16 protein-coding genes are annotated in these 16,583 nt (G+C 65.3%); 13 read left to right on the top strand and 3 right to left on the bottom strand.

The window, feature by feature from the left end:
• The first annotated feature begins 34 nt into the window (after positions 1–34).
• The 4 genes from AC1DYU_RS10215 to AC1DYU_RS10200 all read left to right on the top strand — a co-directional run bounded on the left by AC1DYU_RS10215 (position 35) and on the right by AC1DYU_RS10200 (position 2,496).
• Positions 35–340, top strand: coding sequence for a type II toxin-antitoxin system Phd/YefM family antitoxin (locus AC1DYU_RS10215; RefSeq protein WP_476791520.1), 306 nt, complete (start codon positions 35–37; stop codon positions 338–340).
• Positions 337–591 (top strand): Txe/YoeB family addiction module toxin, encoded by a 255-nt coding sequence (locus AC1DYU_RS10210; RefSeq protein WP_476791519.1) that lies wholly within the window; start codon positions 337–339, stop codon positions 589–591. Before AC1DYU_RS10215 ends, AC1DYU_RS10210 begins: the two co-directional genes overlap by 4 nt.
• Positions 592–711: 120 nt before the next feature.
• Entirely contained in the window at positions 712–849 is a 138-nt protein-coding gene (locus tag AC1DYU_RS10205; protein WP_476791518.1) for a hypothetical protein, read from the top strand.
• Positions 850–1,038: 189 nt separating this feature from the next.
• Complete coding sequence (locus AC1DYU_RS10200; RefSeq protein ID WP_476791517.1) at positions 1,039–2,496, top strand: DNA sulfur modification protein DndB; 1,458 nt, start codon at positions 1,039–1,041, stop codon at positions 2,494–2,496.
• A gap of 61 nt (positions 2,497–2,557) precedes the next feature.
• Here the strand turns inward: AC1DYU_RS10200 and aptA are convergent, their stop codons facing one another.
• A complete protein-coding gene (gene aptA / locus AC1DYU_RS10195; protein ID WP_476791516.1) occupies positions 2,558–3,898 on the bottom strand; it encodes an omega-aminotransferase AptA in 1,341 nt (446 codons plus the stop codon).
• Positions 3,899–4,162: 264 nt separating this feature from the next.
• Entirely contained in the window at positions 4,163–4,447 is a 285-nt protein-coding gene (locus tag AC1DYU_RS10190; protein WP_476791515.1) for a hypothetical protein, read from the bottom strand.
• Here AC1DYU_RS10190 and AC1DYU_RS10185 point away from each other — a divergent pair.
• The 3 genes from AC1DYU_RS10185 to AC1DYU_RS10175 all read left to right on the top strand — a co-directional run bounded on the left by AC1DYU_RS10185 (position 4,403) and on the right by AC1DYU_RS10175 (position 8,494).
• Positions 4,403–5,863 carry a tetratricopeptide repeat protein gene (locus AC1DYU_RS10185; protein ID WP_476791514.1) on the top strand — a complete coding sequence of 487 codons (1,461 nt, stop codon included), beginning with the start codon at positions 4,403–4,405 and terminating at the stop codon, positions 5,861–5,863. The two genes, AC1DYU_RS10190 and AC1DYU_RS10185, sit on opposite strands and share 45 nt — an antisense overlap.
• Positions 5,864–6,025: 162 nt before the next feature.
• On the top strand, positions 6,026–7,483 hold the full coding sequence (locus tag AC1DYU_RS10180) for an EAL domain-containing protein (RefSeq protein ID WP_476791513.1): 1,458 nt from the start codon (positions 6,026–6,028) through the stop codon (positions 7,481–7,483).
• Between the two features lie 141 nt (positions 7,484–7,624).
• Positions 7,625–8,494, top strand: coding sequence for a TIGR01459 family HAD-type hydrolase (locus tag AC1DYU_RS10175; protein ID WP_158482907.1), 870 nt, complete (start codon positions 7,625–7,627; stop codon positions 8,492–8,494).
• An 18-nt stretch (positions 8,495–8,512) separates the two neighbouring features.
• Here AC1DYU_RS10175 and AC1DYU_RS10170 read toward each other — a convergent pair whose 3' ends face one another.
• Entirely contained in the window at positions 8,513–8,896 is a 384-nt protein-coding gene (locus AC1DYU_RS10170) for a response regulator (RefSeq protein WP_158482908.1), read from the bottom strand.
• Positions 8,897–9,166: 270 nt separating this feature from the next.
• Between AC1DYU_RS10170 and AC1DYU_RS10165 the strand changes: the two genes are divergently transcribed.
• From AC1DYU_RS10165 to AC1DYU_RS10140, 6 genes are all read left to right on the top strand, one after another.
• Entirely contained in the window at positions 9,167–9,622 is a 456-nt protein-coding gene (locus AC1DYU_RS10165) for a MaoC family dehydratase (RefSeq protein ID WP_476791512.1), read from the top strand.
• 82 nt (positions 9,623–9,704) lie between these two features.
• Positions 9,705–10,673 (top strand): bifunctional riboflavin kinase/FAD synthetase, encoded by a 969-nt coding sequence (locus AC1DYU_RS10160; RefSeq protein WP_158482910.1) that lies wholly within the window; start codon positions 9,705–9,707, stop codon positions 10,671–10,673.
• Between the two features lie 206 nt (positions 10,674–10,879).
• Complete coding sequence (gene ileS, locus AC1DYU_RS10155; RefSeq protein WP_476791511.1) at positions 10,880–13,864, top strand: isoleucine--tRNA ligase; 2,985 nt, start codon at positions 10,880–10,882, stop codon at positions 13,862–13,864.
• Entirely contained in the window at positions 13,861–14,343 is a 483-nt protein-coding gene (gene lspA, locus AC1DYU_RS10150; RefSeq protein ID WP_476791510.1) for a signal peptidase II, read from the top strand. The genes ileS and lspA overlap by 4 nt, the downstream gene beginning before the upstream one ends.
• 76 nt (positions 14,344–14,419) lie before the next feature.
• Positions 14,420–15,064 carry a hypothetical protein gene (locus AC1DYU_RS10145; RefSeq protein ID WP_158482913.1) on the top strand — a complete coding sequence of 215 codons (645 nt, stop codon included), beginning with the start codon at positions 14,420–14,422 and terminating at the stop codon, positions 15,062–15,064.
• 183 nt (positions 15,065–15,247) lie between these two features.
• Positions 15,248–16,531: a M16 family metallopeptidase gene (locus AC1DYU_RS10140; RefSeq protein WP_476791736.1), complete on the top strand. Its 1,284-nt coding sequence runs from the start codon at positions 15,248–15,250 to the stop codon at positions 16,529–16,531.
• The last annotated feature ends 52 nt before the right edge of the window (positions 16,532–16,583 follow it).

The following is a 16,583-nucleotide window of genomic DNA, read 5'->3' as shown; positions in this document are numbered from 1 at the left end:
GCCAGCTTGTCCAATATCTGGTACATAGTCACTCATGAAAGTCGTGACCTACTCTCATCTGCGCGCCAACCTCGCCAAGATCATGGATCAGGCGGCGGACGATCATGATCCCGTCATCGTCACCCGCGCCAACGGCAAGGCGGCGGTCTTGCTGTCGCTCGAGGATTTCGGCTCCTACGAGGAAACGCGCTATCTCCATGCCAGCCCGGCCAATGCGAAGGCGCTTGACGAGTCGATCGCCGAACTCGACCGCGGGGAAAGCATCACCTTCGGGTCGATCGACGAGCTTGAGGCCTTTGTCGGGAAAGCCGTATCCAAGCGCCAAGACGCTGCCGAATGAATGTCGTCATATCGCGTCGAGCGATGGGCGAACTGGTCGCCTTGGCGGCTGATGAGCCCAAATCGGCGTTGAAGGCGCTGCAACTCATCGAAGAATGCATCCGCACGCCATTCACCGGGCGAGGCAAGCCCGAGCCGTTGAGACACGACAAGGCCGGGTGGTGGTCTCGCCGCATCACCGACGAGCACCGTCTGGTCTATCGCGTCATCGAAGACCGGCTCGAAATCGTGCAGTGTCGCTATCACTATTGATCGGCCAGCGGACCCGCTCGGCCTTGCAACCCGCTGCATCGCTGCTTCAGCTACCCTCGCGCCGGAAGCGCAAACGCTAATCGCCCGTTATCGGGACCTACGCTCTCCTTCATCGAGAATATGGGCACAGCCGGCTTCGTGAATCTCTGCGAGATCCTAGCCAAGAAACATGGCGGGCGCCTCAAGCTCAACCGCCAACTCAAGCGCGTGGCCAAGACCGGCGAGAGCTATTGCAGCGCGGCGAAGGCGGCTGCCTGACCAAAACGAGCAGCCACTCTTGTTGCACAATTTAACATTCACCCAGGAGAGATTAAGCTTCTCTCCTGGGTGAATTTTTTCCAATTCCAGGCATTGACGATAAATATCCCATGGGGTATTTATCGATCTGCGCAACGCGGTCGGGAAACTCGTAAGCGCTATCACTGCTCTCAGAAAAGGATTTCACCAATGTACAATAAACCGGGACAGTTGCCCACCCCACTCGCAGCACAGCATGATCTGGATGATCTCGATACGCTGTCCGGCGGGGGGGACGTCAACGAAACGCCCTATAACGTTTTCATTGGGCATAATCTGGGACACCGCGTCTTTGCTATGTCGGTGCCATTCCGGAAGTTCTTTGAGATATCGGACGTCGCCAATGACAGGGACTCCGGCCCTGTCGCGCAGCGACCTCTCGATCCCAATCATGCGAAGAAGCTTGCCGTGTATATGTTGAAGGGCCTTGTTTCGGCGGCCAGGCTGAAGAGGTCCGTCACTGGTAAGCCAGAGCATCCAACGTTCGATCTGATTCTGAGAGCGCTTGGTGAACAGCCCTATTTCTCGCTTCAACCGATCGTAGCAAATATCCGAAATGTCCCGCCGGGTGGTAACGGAAACGGTGGAATTCGAGGTATGCGGTTGGAGACGATAAGCGGCGAAACGGCCGCTTTTCGAGTTTTCCTATCTGAGCGGCATACGTTGTGGGTCGTTGATGGCCAGCATAGACGCAAGGCGGCAGAGCAATGCATGGCCTTCTTTGATGCAGTAAGGTCAAGTGGCCGATATCCCGCTAAGACGCCGGTTCTTTATCCAGCAAAGGGAGCTGAGATTTCAGAAGAGGAGATGGTAGTGTGGAACGAAGCTTATGACGCTGCCCGTTCATACGCTACCTTAACGGTCGAAGTTCATCTCGGTCTTGATATTCACCAGGAACGCCAACTCTTCCATGACCTCAATCGCCTTGGCAAGAAAGTTGACGCTTCTCTTGCGCTTCAATTTGATGGCTCCAACCCAATCACGGTTTTCATCAAAGAGCGATTGGCGGGTGACTTGCAGGTGCAGATAACGGACCGCGAACCGAAGGATTGGTCGGAAGACACAGGTGCGATCCTCCTCAAGGACGTTGTGGCAATCAACGCGATTGCTTTTCTAAACAAGGGCAACGTTGCGGGAGCTACTCCTGCTGTAGTGGAGCCGAGAGAGCCTGCAGTCCTTCAACTTTGGGAACGAATCATCGAGATTCCCAGTTTTGGAGTTCGCCAAGCAAAAGAAATCACAGTTTCTGCGCAGCCCGTTGTTCTAAAGGGGCTTGCAAAATTGACCTATGATTTGAATTTTTCAAATCGGCGGCCTGAGGACGCGGACCATCAATTCGCGAAATTAATTGACGCAATTTCCGATATGGATTTCACGCATTCGAATCCGATGTGGAATTACTATGGAATGGGCGAAGAGGAACGAAATAGTTCCGGTTTGTCGGGTCTTGCCGCCTATCTACCGCCCGACGATGGAGCAAATCGCGACATCGGCAGTCTTCAAAGCGGCTACATGCGTTTCGGAGCAAAGCACAACGATATTTATCCCCTCATTGCTGATATGATTCGTTGGAAAATCGGGCTGCCTAGTCGTTTTTCAGCGGTTTAATCTACTATAGTACTCAGGGCTGAACCCTTAGGCTCAGCCCTGTTTGCGTTTCGGTTATTCTCTACCCCGCCACCGCCCGGATCACTCGCCGCGTCTTCTCGACGATCTCGCCGATCTGCTCTTCGGTGACGATCAGCGGCGGGGTCAGGGCCAGCGTGTCGCCGGTCAGGCGCACCATCAGCCCTTCCTCATGGAAGGCGTGCTCCATCGCCTCGTAGCCGCGCTTGCCGACCCCGTCGGGGCGTGAGGCGAGATCGATGCCGGCCACCAGCCCAAGCGTGCGGATGTCGAGCACGTTGGGCTCTTCCTTCAGATCCATGACCGCATCGGCCCAGATCGGCTCCAGCATCTTGGCGCGCTCGAACAGGCCCTCGTCGCGATAGATGTCGAGCGTCGCCAGCGAGGCCGCCGCGGCCAGCGGATGGCCGGAATAGGTGTAGCCGTGGAACAGCTCGATCGCATTGTCGGGGCCGTTCATGAAGGCGTCGAAGATCGGCTTGCGCACGATCACGCCGCCCATCGGCACGGTGCCGGAGGTCACGCCCTTGGCGAAGGTGATCATGTCGGGGACGACATCGTAGCGCTCGGCCGCGAAGGCATGGCCGAGACGTCCGAAGCCGGTGATGACCTCGTCGAAGATCAGCAGGATGTTGTGCTTGGTGCAGATCTCGCGCAGGCGCTTGAGATAGCCCTTCGGCGGCGGCAGCACGCCGGTCGAGCCCGACATCGGCTCGATCATCACGGCGGCGATGGTCGAGGCGTCGTGCAGGGTGACGATGCGTTCGAGCTCGTCGGCGAAATGCGCGCCATAGTCCGGCTCGCCTTTGGTGAAGCGCTGCTTCTCGCGGTCATAGGTCGCCGGCATATGGTCGGAGCCCGCCAGCAGCGAGCCGAAGAACTTGCGGTTGGAGACGATGCCGCCGACCGAGATGCCGCCGAAGCCGACACCATGATAGCCGCGCTCGCGGCCGATCAGCCGGGTCTTCGAGCCCTTGCCGAGCACGTTCCAGTAGGCGATCGCGATCTTCAGCGCAGTGTCGGCGGCCTCGGAGCCGGAGCCGGCGAAGAAGACATGGTCGAGATCGCCCGGCGCCAGCGCCGCGATGCGGGCGGCGGCCGCAAACACCTTGGGGTGGCCGAACTGGAAATTGGGGGCGAAATCGAGCTCCTCGGCCTGGGCCTGGATCGCCTCGATGATCGGCCGGCGCTTATGACCCGCATTGCAGCACCACAGGCCGGCGGTGCCGTCCATGATCGGCTTGCCCTCGGGGGTGTAGTAATACATGCCGTCCGCCCGCGCGATCATGCGCGGATTCTTCTTGAACGCCCGGTTCGCCGTGAACGGCATCCAGAAGGCTTCGAGGTCGTTGGGGCTTGCGATCGGGGACGGTGCTGGGGTCATCGGGCGGTCCTGTGGATTAATCTTCCCTCAACCTAACAGCACGATGCGGGCTGTAAATCACCAGCGCGACACGCCATCCCTGCGCCCGGCGGGATTCGGCAGGACGGGTCCCGCGGCAGATGACGTAGCGTCGCTTATGGCGTAGGCTGTTGATAGGGGCGCAAACTGGACCGGACCCCGATGGACGACAGTGGCGCAGCTTCGGATCTGCCGGGCGGCGAAACCTCCGCGGTCATCCGCGCGGGCCTTGCGCGTGTGCTCGACTCAGACGCGTTTCGCGCCGCTCCGCAATTGTCGGCCTTTCTCGGCTTCGTGGTCCAGCGCGTCATCGCGGGGCGCGGCGCGGAGCTGAAGGGCTACACGATCGCCGTCGAGGCGCTGGGCCGCCCCGCCGATTTCGATCCGCAGACCGACCCGATCGTGCGCGTCGAGGCCGGTCGCCTGCGCCGGACGCTGGCGCAATACTATGCGGGTGAGGGCGCCGGTGATCCCGTCCGGATCACGATGCCGGTCGGCGCCTATGTCCCGGTCTTCGAGCTGGCCGAGCAAGCGCCCGCCGAGGCCGCCGCTCCGGTTCGTTTGGCGGACGAGGCATCCGTCGCGGTTCCGGAGCCCGCGCCGGGCGACCTGCTCGAGCCGCAGCCGGAGTCGCAGCGGGAGCATCGGATCGCGAAGCGTTGGCCGCTGATGGCCGGCCTTGCCCTTTGCCTCGCATTGCTGTCGCTGACGGCATGGTATCTGGGCCTGCTGCACGGTGGGCCCGGTGTTGCACCGGAGCCGTCCGCGCGCATGGCGGTCACCGGTGCCGGTCCTGCCATGCGAGACGCACCGCTGGAATTGACGGTCGTGGCGGTATCGATTCCCGATCTGCCCAACGATCCCGCGATCACCGCGCTCGGGCGCCGGTTTTCCAGCGTTCTGGTCGATGCACTGTCCCGCTTCGACGATCTCGTGACCGTCAAGGTGCCCCCGGTCGGCCAGGAACCGCCCGTCAATATCGACTATATCTTCGAAACGACGGGCCAGATGGTCAATGGCAAGGTGGAGGGCTTCGGTCGCCTCCGGTCGGTCCGCGATGGCCGCATCGTCTGGTCGGCGTCGTCGACGCGGACGCTGGGGGCTGAGGATAACGACCTGCCCGATGTCGCCCGACGTCTGGCGACCCGGCTGGCTGAGCCCTTCGGCATCATCCACGGCGATATCCGCCAGAACCCTACGCCCGGGCCGATGCGTTGCATCTATCAGGCGATCGACGTCCGCCGCACGATGAAGCCCGAGGATCATCTCGCAGCCCGCAAATGCGTCCAGGAGCTGATCGACCGGGACCCGACCTTCTATCCCGCCTGGATCCAGCTGACCTTCCTCAGCCTGAGCGAATACACCTCCGGTCTCAATCCCCAGGCGGGCTCGCCGCTCGAGCGAGCCCTCTCGGCCGCGCTGACGGCGGTACGTCTGGCCCCCTCCAGCGGCAGAAGCCTGCAAGCGATGATGGACGCGCTTTTCGTACGCGGCGCGACTGAGGAAGCGATCAAGGCGGGGCGCGAGGCCCTGATCCGCAATCCCTTTGACTCCGATATCATGGCCAGTCTCGGGGGGCGTTACATCCAGCTCAACCGTCCCGCCGAAGGACTGCCGCTTGTGGAGCGTGCGATCGAACTGAGCGTCGGGCGCCCGCCATCCTATGATTTCTTCGCCCTGCTCGGCGCGCATCTGCTGGGTGCGCGGCAGCTTGCCAGGGGGCATGGCGAGTTTCTGGCGGCCGACGAAAACCCCTACGCGCTGCTGGGGCGGGCGATCCAGGCGGTGCAGAAGGGCAGCGAAACGGACAAGGCTGAGGCGATCGCGGTGCTGCGCAGGCGTTTTCCGCTCTTCGAGACGGAGCCGCGGCTCTGGCTCATGCGTCGGGGCTTCGGCACCGAGGTCATCGACCGCATCCTCGCAGACCTCGGCATCCTGCAGCCCTGAAACCTGCGGAAGACCGGCCGGTGCGGGTCATCGACCATGCCATGCGCCCGTCAGGCATCAAACGAGGGCAAAAGCTCGCTTGCAGGCTGGCGTAAGGGTACTCTCGACGTAATGGTGTGATTCGCCGTCCCGTCCCGATCAACCCCTCGCGCGATCGCTGCCTTGGCCCCTCTCCGACGCAATGCCCTGCACCCCCTCGTCAGCGCCGTTACCGGGCTGTCGGTTGGCGCGATCGCGACGCTTCTTCTGCCCGCGCCGCTGAGCACGGCGCTTGGACTGCTTCTGGCCGGCGGGGGCTGGCTCGGCTCGGCCTGGCTGCTCGAGCGGCGCGGCCTGGCGCAGCGCGAACAGGTTCTGGCCGCCATCGGCGAGGTCAAGGTCAGGCTTGCCACCAATGCGATCCGGCTCGACGCCCTCTCCAAAAGGGTGGAGCAGATGCCGATGCGTGATGTCGATGCCGCGCCGGCGCGCGCCGCCATCAACGAACTGACCGCCGAGGTCGGGCTGCTCGGCGACCTCATCCACCAGGTCGCGACGACGCTGGCCGACCACGATGCCGCGATCTCGGCGGTGCAGTCCCGGACGTCCTCATCCACACAGCCGCCTGCACCCGCGCCTGTCGTGGTCGTCGATCCCGAGGCCGCGCGCCAGGAGCGCCTCCGTGTGCTGGCCGCGGAGCGCGCCGAGGCCGCGCGCCAAGCCGAGGAATACGCGGCGGCGGAACGGGCCGCTGTCATCAGTGCCGCGCTCTCGGAGGGCCGGGTCGAGGTCCATCTACAGCCGATCGTGCAACTGCCGCAGCGCCGCACGCGCGGCTACGAGGCGCTGGTGCGGCTGAGGCTCGACGAGAACACGCTGCTGCTGCCGCATGAATTCCTCTCCGTCATCGAGGAACGTGGCTTCGGGCCGACGCTGGACGCGCTGGTTCTGACGCGTGCGCTCGCCATCGCCCGCCATCTCGGCTCGAAGGAGGGCGACCTCTTCGTCTCCTGCAACTTCAGCACCGCAACCTGGAACTCGTCTAAGGCGCTGGCGACGCTGTCGCGCATCCTCGAAAAATACCGCGAGCACACCGGGCACCTGATCATCGAGATGCCGCAGAGCGTCTTCCGTGGGCTCGATCCGACGAGTCTCGGCCTGCTTGGGGCGATGTCGGCCAATGGCGTGCGCTTCGCACTCGACCAGCTCGTCGATCTCCGGCTCGATCCGACCTCGCTGTTCGACCGCGGCATCCGCTTCGTGAAGGCGCCCGCCGCGCTCTTGATGGAGCATGCCGACGGGCAGGATTCGGACATCGCCGCGGGTGACCTCTCGGCCTTGCTGGCGCGCGCCTCGGTGGTGCTTATCGCCGATCAGGTCGAGGACGATCCGACCGTCGCGGACATGATCGATCTCGGCGTCATGATGGCGCAGGGGCTGGTCTTCTCGCCGGCGCGGCCGGTCAAGCCCGATGTCTTCGCCGAACCCGCCCCGCCAGTGGCGGCGCCCGAGCCGAGTCCGGAGCCGCCGCGTCAGGAGGCCGAGATCGTCGGCTATCCCACGCCCCCCGCCGCACCTGTGCAGGCCGCCCCTCCGCAGCGTCAGTCTTTCCGCTCCGTGCTGCGCCGCGCCAGCGCCTGATCCCATCCTGATCGATTGGTCGCGCACGTTTTGGCACGCCGATCGCCGAACATCGCGGCAGGCGGCAGGGCTTCGTTGCAGGTGCGAGATCACCCCCGATGCTGTAGAGCCACCGCACCCAGCCAGAGGGAGTGACACGTCTTGCCGCCATCGAAGCTCACAGCCACTTTGCCCCTGTCCGGCTTTTCCGAGATCGCCGACCGCTTCGATCTGTGCCTCTGCGATGTCTGGGGTGTCGTCCATAACGGCGTCGCCGCCTTCGGCGAGGCGGTCGAGGCGCTGGTGGCGATGCGGGAGCGCGGCATCACCGTGGTTCTCGTCACCAACGCGCCGCGTCCCAATGCCGGGATCGCGCTCCAGCTTGCCGGCTTCGGGGTCCCAGAGTCCGCCTGGGATGCGATCGTGACCTCGGGCGATGTCTGCCGCGCCCTCATCCAGGTCCGCGCCGGCCAGCCGATGTTCAGGCTCGGCCCCGATCGCGACCTACCGCTGATCGCGGGTCTCGACGCTCCCGAGGTCGGGGCGGGCGAAGCGAGCTATGTCCTCTGCACCGGCCTGTTCGATGACGCCACCGAAACCGCCGAGACCTATGCCGATCTGCTTGCCGGCTTCGCGGCCCGCGGCCTCGAGATGATCTGCGCCAATCCCGATCTCGTGGTCGAGCGTGGCGGCCAGATCGTGCCTTGTGCCGGTTCGGTGGCGCTGGCCTATGAGGAGATCGGCGGCAAGGTCGTCTACGCCGGCAAGCCGCATCCGCCGATCTACGAGGCGGCGCTGGCGCTCGCCGAGGAGAAACGCGGCGGGCCGATCTCCCGCGAGCGAATCTGCGGCATCGGCGATGCGATCCGCACCGACATCGCCGGCGCGGAGGCTTTCGGGGCGACCGGCATCATGGTGCTGGCGGGCATTCACGCCCAGGATCTGATGGAGGCTTCATGGGACCAGCGTCATGGCTGGTTCGCGCGGCAAAGCCATCGCCCGGACTATGCGTTGCCGCATCTCGTCTGGTGAGCCGGTCGGCTCACGCTCTCAGATGGCGCAGACGGACTCGATCTTGGAGCGCAGCGTCTGGGCGTTGAACGGCTTGACGATGTAGTTGTTCACGCCGGCCTTCTTGGCGGCGACGACGTTCTCGGTCCGGGATTCGGCGGTGACCATGATGAACGGCGTCGCCGACAGGCCGTCTTCCTCGCGCACGCGCTGCAGCAACTCGAAGCCCGTCATCGGCTCCATGTTCCAGTCGGAGATGACCAGCCCGTACTGCTTGTCGCGCATCTTGGCGATGGCGGCCTGACCGTCGGAGGCGTCATCGACATTCTCGAAGCCGAGCTGCTTCAGGAGGTTGCGGATGATCCGGACCATCGTCTGGTAATCATCGACCACCAGGATGGGCATGGACGGGTCGAGAGCCATTGCGGTGCTCCAATCAAACGTGAAGACGCGGGAACGATAGCCCGCGTCGCGCCGCCTTGATCGGGCAGCGGTTGTTGATGGAAGTCATAGCGCGCCCGTGTTTCAAAGCCGTTAATCCAATGCTGGAGTGACGCAGCGGAATACGCCCTATGGCGAAGCCACCAAAGTCCAATGGCCGACCTGCCGCTGCTGTGACAGGTTCGGATCGAGACACAATCGATCCCGGCGGCGAGCCTTGAGTGCCGCGCCGCAGGAAGGCAATTCACCTCGATGCGCAGCGCCCTCTACACCGTCCACGCCTTCGAGGATCTGGCCATCCGCCAGAGCGAAAGCCTCATGCGCACGGTGATGGAGCGCGACGTCTCGCTCTTCGCTGACCTCTCGGGCGACGCCAACCCGATCCATCTCTGCGACCGCTACGCCGCCTCGACCAAGTTCGGCCAGCGCATCGCCCATGGCATGCTGACCGCGAGCCTGGTTTCGGCCCTGCTTGGAACCAAGCTACCCGGTCCCGGTGCCGTCTATCTCTCGCAGACGCTGACCTTCCTGGCGCCGGTGAAGATCGGCGATGTCGTCATGGCCAGGGTCGAGGTCATGGAACTCGTCGCCGAGCGCCGTCGCGCCCGCCTGTTCTGCGAATGCCTGGTCGACGGCAAGGCAGTTCTGGAGGGGGAGGCCTGGGTGGCGCTGCCGCGATCCGCGTCCGGCGATCGCCCCGCGGATTGACCGGCCGGCTTGACGCCCCGCCGCGTCTGGCCAATGACGGGCCGGCCCGACGAGCGCCCGGGCGCCCGGATAGTCCTGCCCGATGACCTCTTCCGCCTCCGCTGCCTCGACCTTCGTCCTCGACCCCGACAAGCCGATCCCCGCTGAGCTGCGCGGCGCGGTGCTGGCGCTGGGCAATTTCGACGGCGTGCATCGCGGCCATGCCGAACTCGCCCGCGTCGCACGGGAAATGGCGGCCCTGCGGGGCGCCTCGTCGGCTGCGCTGACCTTCGAGCCGCATCCGCGCAGTGTCTTCCGGCCCGACCAACCGGTCTTCCGCCTCACGCCCCCAGCGGTGAAGACGGAGCTTCTGGCGCAGGCCGGCCTGCCGCTGACCTTCGTGCTGCCCTTCAACCGCGACATCGCCGCCGTTCATGCCGAGGCCTTCGTCGATGATCTCCTGTTCGGCAAGCTCGGCGCCGCAGGCCTCGTCTGTGGCTTCGATTTCCATTTCGGCCAGGGGCGCAGCGGCTCGCCCGAGATGCTGGAGGCGAGGGGCGCCGCGGCCGGTGTTCCGGTCTCGGTCGTGCCGCCCTACGCCTGGGCTGGCGAGCCGGTCTCCTCGACCCTGATCCGAAACCTCCTGGAGCAGGGCGATGTCGCCCGGGCCGCGGAGTTCCTCGGCCGGCCCTGGTTCGTGCGCGGCGTCGTTGCCCATGGCGACAAACGCGGCCGCGATCTCGGCTATCCCACCGCCAACCTGCATCTCGCCCGCGATTGCCGGCTGAAATACGGCATCTATGCCGTGCGCATGAAGATCGACGGTGTCTGGCATGACGGCGTCGCCAGCTTCGGCAGCCGCCCGACCTTCGACGACGGCGCGCCGCGGCTGGAGACCTTCGTCTTTGATTTTTCCGGCGATCTCTATGGCAAGCAGGTCGATGTCGCGCTCGTCGAATGGCTGCGCGGCGAGGCGAAGTTCGATGGACTTCCGGCCCTGATCGCGCAGATGGATGCCGACAGCCTGCGCGCGCGCGACATTCTCAGCAAGACGCCGCCCTTCCTTCCGTAAGCCGCGCCTGCTAGAAGCCGCTCATGCTCGCACTCCGCGCCATCGTCATAGACCGTTTCGGGCGAATTACGGACCCGGCCGCCGCCCTGCGCTGATCCGCAGGCGCTCGCGCAGGCCGGGATGCCCATCGCTTTCTTTCCTTTCTCGATGGACCAGCGCCGCGCCAGCCTCCCATGGCCCGCTTGTCCGCATTGCCCGGGCCGATCATGACCGACAAGACCCAAGACAAACCCGCAGATACATCCGACGCCGTCGACTATTCCCAGACGCTGTTCCTGCCGCAGACCGAGTTCCCGATGCGGGCCGGCCTGCCGCAGCGCGAGCCGGAACTGCTCGCCCGTTGGGCCAAGATGGACCTCTACCGCAAGCTGCGCGAGGCCGGCAAAGGCCGCGACCGCTTCGTCCTGCATGACGGCCCGCCCTACGCCAATGGCAACATCCATATCGGCCACGCGCTCAACAAGGTCCTGAAGGACCTCGTCACCCGCTCGCAGCAGATGCTCGGCCATGATTCGAACTACGTGCCGGGCTGGGACTGCCACGGCCTGCCGATCGAGTGGAAGATCGAGGAGCAGTACCGCGCCAAGGGGCTGAACAAGGACGACGTTCCGGTTGTCGAGTTCCGCAAGGAATGCCGCGCCTTCGCCGAGCATTGGGTCGATGTCCAGCGCCAGGAGTTCAAGCGCCTCGGAGTCGAGGGCGACTGGGACGATCCCTATCTGACCATGGCTTATCCCGCCGAGGCGCAGATCGCCCGCGAGATCATGAAATTCGCCGAAACCGGCCAGCTCTATCGCGGCTCCAAGCCGGTGATGTGGTCGGTGGTCGAGAAGACGGCGCTCGCCGAGGCCGAGGTCGAGTACGAGGAGCACGTCAGCGACACGGTGTTCGTGGCGTTTCCTGTCGAACTCGCGACCGAACGAGAAGACCAAAATCTCTACTGCGATGCGTCGGTCGTCATTTGGACGACGACGCCTTGGACAATTCCCGGGAACCGCGCGATCTCATTCAACCACAAGATCGCCTACGGTCTTTATCGCGTCACTGCCGCCCCTGAGAACAACTGGGCGAAGATCGGTGCGACCTACATCCTCGCGAAAAACCTGGCCGAAGGCGTATTCAAAGCTGCAAAGGTCGAAGCTTTTGAACTCGTCCAAGAAATTGACGCGACGGATGTTGCCGGCCTGACCTGCGCCCACCCCCTGCGCGGCCATGGCTACGACTTTGACGTCCCCCTGCTCGACGGCGACCATGTCACCGATGACGCCGGCACCGGCTTCGTCCACACCGCGCCCGGCCATGGCCGCGAGGACTTCGACGTCTGGATGAGCAATGGCCGCCAGCTCGCCGAGCACGGCATCGACACGCATATCCCCTACACCGTCGATGCCGATGGCCGCTTCACCAAGGACGCGCCGGGCTTCGAGGGCGCGCAGGTCATCACCGACAAAGGCGAGAAGGGCAACGCCAACGAGGTCGTCATCAAGGCGCTCGCGGCGTCCGGCAATCTCGTCGCGCGTGGCCGCCTCAAGCACCAGTATCCGCATAGCTGGCGCTCGAAGAAGCCGGTGATCTTCCGCAACACGCCGCAATGGTTCATCGCCATGGACAAGGGCGTAGACACGCTCGGCAACCGCACGCTGCGCGAGGTCGCGCTCGGCGCGATCAAGGACACGCAATGGGTTCCCGCGGCCGGCGAGAACCGCATCAACGGCATGATCGCCAACCGCCCGGACTGGGTGGTCTCGCGCCAGCGCGCCTGGGGCGTGCCGATCGCCGTCTTCGTCGAGAAGGAGACCGGCACGCTGCTGGTCGATGCCAGGGTCAACGCCGCCATCGCCGACGCTTTCGAGGCGGAGGGCGCCGACGCCTGGTTCACCGATACGGACGGTGCCCGCTTCCTCACGCCCTTCGGCTATGATCCGGCGCTCTATGAGCGCGTCACCGACGTGCTCGACGTCTGGTTCGATTCCGGCTCGACCCATGCCTTCACGCTGGAGAAGCGCGCCGATCTGCGCACCCGTCGGCGCGGCGAGGGCGGCAATGATCGCGTGATGTATCTGGAAGGGTCCGACCAGCATCGCGGCTGGTTCCATTCCTCGCTGCTCGAAAGCTGCGGCACGCGCGGCCACGCGCCTTACGACATCGTCCTGACCCATGGCTTCTGCCTGGATGAGAAGGGCGAGAAGATGTCGAAGTCGAAGGGCAACGTCACCGCCCCGCAGGACATCATCAAGGATTCCGGCGCCGACATCCTGCGCCTCTGGGTCGCGGCGGCGGATTATTCCGACGATCTGCGCATCGGCAAGGAGATCCTCAAGACCTTCGTCGAGACCTACCGCAAGCTGCGCAACACCCAACGCTGGATGCTCGGCACGCTCGCCCATTTCAGCGAGGCCGTCCGCGTTACGGAGCCGCAGACCATGCCCGAGCTGGAGCGGCTGATGCTGCATCGGCTCGCCGAACTCGGCCCGCAGGTCGAGGAGGCCTATCGAACCTACGACTACAAGAAGGTCGTGACGCTGCTCTCGCAGTTCATGAACACCGAGCTTTCGGCCTTCTATTTCGACGTGCGCAAGGACGCGCTCTATTGCGATCCGCTCTCCAGCCATGTCCGCAAGAGCGCGCTCACCGTCGTCGACCATCTCTTCCGCTGCTTGACGACCTGGCTCGCGCCGATCCTGGTCTTCACCGCCGAGGAAGCCTGGCTCGAACGCTATCCCGACCAGAAGACACTCGACGGCTCGGTGCATCTCGAACTCTTCGCGGAGGCACCCGATGCCTGGCTCGATCCGGAACTGGCCGAGCGCTGGAGCAAGATCCGTAGGGTTCGCCGCGTCGTCACCGGCGCGCTCGAGCTGGAGCGCGCCGCCAAGCGCATCGGCTCCTCGCTGGAAGCCGCGCCGCAGGTCTTCATCGATGACCCCGATCTGCGTGCCGCCTTGTCGGGGCTCGACCTCGCCGAGATCAGCATCACCTCGGGCATCGTCGTGACAGCCGGCGAGGGGCCGGCCGAGGCCTTCCGCCTGGCTGACGTCCCGGGCGTCGCCGTCGTCTGCGCCCGCGCACCGGGCGTCAAATGCGCCCGCTCCTGGAAGTATTTCGACCCGGCCATCGCTGATCCTGCCTATCCGACGGTGACGCCGCGCGATGCGAAAGCGCTGCGCGAACTGGGTCGGGGCGCGCGGTGAGTTCTGTCCGTCGTCTCGGAGTCGCCGTCGTCCTGGCCGTCTTCCTGGCAGACCAGGCGCTCAAGCTCTGGCTGCTCTTCGGGCTGCGCCTGGCCGAGACGGGGCCGTATGCGGTCACGCCCTTCATGAACATCGTGCTCGCCTGGAACCGCGGCATTTCCTACGGGCTGTTCCAGCAGGGCACCGATATCGGGCGCTGGGCGCTTGTCGTGGTCTCGATCGTCGCGGCAATCTGGCTTGGGCGCTGGATGTGGCGCGAGCAGCGCCCGGTGACCGTGGTCAGCCTCGCGCTGGTCGTCGGCGGTGCGCTCGGCAACGGGCTCGACCGCGCCGTCTACGGCGCCGTCGTCGATTTCGTTCACCTGCATTACGGCAGCTTCAGCTGGTACATCTTCAACATCGCCGATGCCGCCATCGTTGTCGGGGTGGCCGGGCTGCTGTATGAGTCCTTCCGCCCGGGCGCGGAAAAGTCGGTATAACCTCCGGCTTCGCCATCGTTTTGCCGTTGGTCTGGGGTTTGAGACGGGGAAGCAATATCCCCGAGGGAGGTTTGACATGGCTCATCGCATCCGCGTGACGCATCTGCTTCTGGCCGGCGGCCTTCTGCTCGCGGCCCAGCCCGCGCTGGCTCAGGAGGGCATGCTCTTCAAGAATCTGATGGAGGGCGTCATCGGTGGCCGTCCGGGCGACGACATCGAGTACCGGCAGCGTCCGCCGCTCGTCGTCCCCCCGGGCTCGGCCCTGCCGCGCCCGCAGGAGCCCGCGAGCACCCGCAATGCCGCCTGGCCGAACGATCCCGACGTCGCCGCCCGCCGCGCTGAGGCGCAGGGCGCCCGCGCGCCCGCCGGCTCCAATCCCAACTGGCGCAACAATCCCATGCTCAGCCAGGAGGAACTGCGCCGCGGTCGCACGACGCGCGATGCCGGCCGCCCGGAGATCGCCGAGGAGCACAACAACTACAACAACCAGATTGCCCCGATCCGGATCGGGCGCGAACTGGCGACACGCCACAATCAGGCCGCTGCCGACCAGCTGGTCTATGGCGAGGAACCGCCGCGCCGTCTGCTGTCCGAGCCGCCGGTGGGCTATCGCCGCCCGGCCGGCTCCGCCCCGGTGGGCCCGGGCAGGGGCGGCCCGGTCGAGGACAAGCAGGCCGTGGGCCAGCGCGAGTTCCTGAGCGGCACCATCCCGATGCAGTGAGCGATGCCGGGGTCGTGACCGCATGACGGACCGACTCCGGCTCGCCCGAAGGCGCGGCTCTGGCGTTTCGCGCTGTGCCGCCCTATCTCCTGAGTCTCGGACATTCCGGCGCGGCCACGCTTCCGCGCCCAATCCCTGCGCGCGATGCATCCGCGCCAGTCATGGAGACGGCCTCAGGTGAACATGCATTCGCAGCCCCAGGCCGCCCAGCAGGTCGAATCCTTCAGGCTTGCCAACGGCCTCGATGTTGTCGTCGTGCCGGACCGGCGCGCGCCGGTCGTGACCCATATGGTCTGGTATCGCAACGGCTCGGCCGACGATCCGGCGGGCAAATCCGGCATCGCGCATTTCCTCGAACATCTGATGTTCAAGGGCACGGCCCGCTGGCCGGCGGGTGAGTTTTCCAAGATCGTCGCCGGTTTCGGCGGCCAGGAGAACGCCTTCACCTCCTTCGACTACACCGCCTATTTCCAGCGCGTGCCGAAGGAGCATCTGCGCGCGATGATGGATTACGAGGCCGACCGGATGACGGGCCTCGCCTTCGACGAGAGCGTCGTCGGGCCGGAGCGCGACGTCGTGCTGGAAGAGCGCAAGATGCGCGTCGACTCCGATCCCGCCGCCCAGCTCGGCGAGGAGTTCTCCTCGGCGCTCTTCGTGCATCACCCGTATGGCACGCCGATCATCGGCTGGGAGCACGAGATCGAGGAGCTCAACCGCGCCGACGCCTTCGCCTATTACCAGCGCTTCTACACGCCCGAGAACGCGATCCTCGTCGTCGCCGGCGATACCGATGCGGACACCGTGCGCCGCCTCGCCGAGGAAACCTATGGCACGATCCCCGCCCGCGGCGAAACGCCCGTCCGCAAGCGCCCCGCCGAGCCGGAGCCGCGCGCCGCACGCCGCATCACGTTGAGCGATCCGCGCGTGCGCCAGCCCTCGCTGCGGCGCGGCTGGCTGACGCCGACCTATCGCAGCGGCGACACCGACGAGGTCTTCGCGCTGGAGATCGCTGCCGAGATTTTGGGTGGCGGCACGACCTCGCGGCTCTACCGCAAGCTCTGCGTCGAGGACGATCTGGCGTCCGGCGCCAGCGCCTATTTCATGGGTTCGATGGTCGACCGCTCCGCCTTCCAGGTCTCGGCCAGCCCGCGTCCAGGCGTGACCATGGCCGATCTCGAGGCCGGTCTCGACGCCGCGCTCGCGACCTTCCTGAGCGAGGGGCCGAGCGAACTCGAACTCGCTCGCGCCCGCACCCGTCTCGTTGCCGAGACGATCTTCTCTCGCGACAGCCAGTCCTCGCTCGCCCGCATCTTCGGCGCCTCGCTGGCCGTCGGCGAAACCGTCGAGGACGTGCTGGCCTGGCCCGCCCGGATCGAGGCGGTGCAGCGCGAGGCCGTGGTCGAGGCGGCGCGCCGCTATCTCCGGCCCGACCGCTGCGTCACCGGCCTGCTGCTGCCTTCAGCCTGAGCCCGCTTCCCCTTCTCGACAGGGCAGGGCCGGATTTCCGATCGGAACTTGG

This window comes from Allobosea sp. P2_B12 (genome assembly GCF_056404835.1).
This window is presented reverse-complemented; position numbering and strand designations above follow the sequence as displayed.

Coding starts and splice junctions, on each gene's coding strand:
- AC1DYU_RS10215 (WP_476791520.1), top strand. CDS start 35: ATGAAAGTCGTGACCTACTCTCATCTGCGCGCCAACCTCGCCAAGATC.
- AC1DYU_RS10210 (WP_476791519.1), top strand. CDS start 337: ATGAATGTCGTCATATCGCGTCGAGCGATGGGCGAACTGGTCGCCTTG.
- AC1DYU_RS10205 (WP_476791518.1), top strand. CDS start 712: ATGGGCACAGCCGGCTTCGTGAATCTCTGCGAGATCCTAGCCAAGAAA.
- AC1DYU_RS10200 (WP_476791517.1), top strand. CDS start 1,039: ATGTACAATAAACCGGGACAGTTGCCCACCCCACTCGCAGCACAGCAT.
- aptA (WP_476791516.1), bottom strand. CDS start 3,898: ATGACCCCAGCACCGTCCCCGATCGCAAGCCCCAACGACCTCGAAGCC.
- AC1DYU_RS10185 (WP_476791514.1), top strand. CDS start 4,403: ATGCCGGTCGGCGCCTATGTCCCGGTCTTCGAGCTGGCCGAGCAAGCG.
- AC1DYU_RS10170 (WP_158482908.1), bottom strand. CDS start 8,896: ATGGCTCTCGACCCGTCCATGCCCATCCTGGTGGTCGATGATTACCAG.
- AC1DYU_RS10165 (WP_476791512.1), top strand. CDS start 9,167: ATGCGCAGCGCCCTCTACACCGTCCACGCCTTCGAGGATCTGGCCATC.
- AC1DYU_RS10160 (WP_158482910.1), top strand. CDS start 9,705: ATGACCTCTTCCGCCTCCGCTGCCTCGACCTTCGTCCTCGACCCCGAC.
- ileS (WP_476791511.1), top strand. CDS start 10,880: ATGACCGACAAGACCCAAGACAAACCCGCAGATACATCCGACGCCGTC.
- AC1DYU_RS10145 (WP_158482913.1), top strand. CDS start 14,420: ATGGCTCATCGCATCCGCGTGACGCATCTGCTTCTGGCCGGCGGCCTT.
- AC1DYU_RS10140 (WP_476791736.1), top strand. CDS start 15,248: ATGCATTCGCAGCCCCAGGCCGCCCAGCAGGTCGAATCCTTCAGGCTT.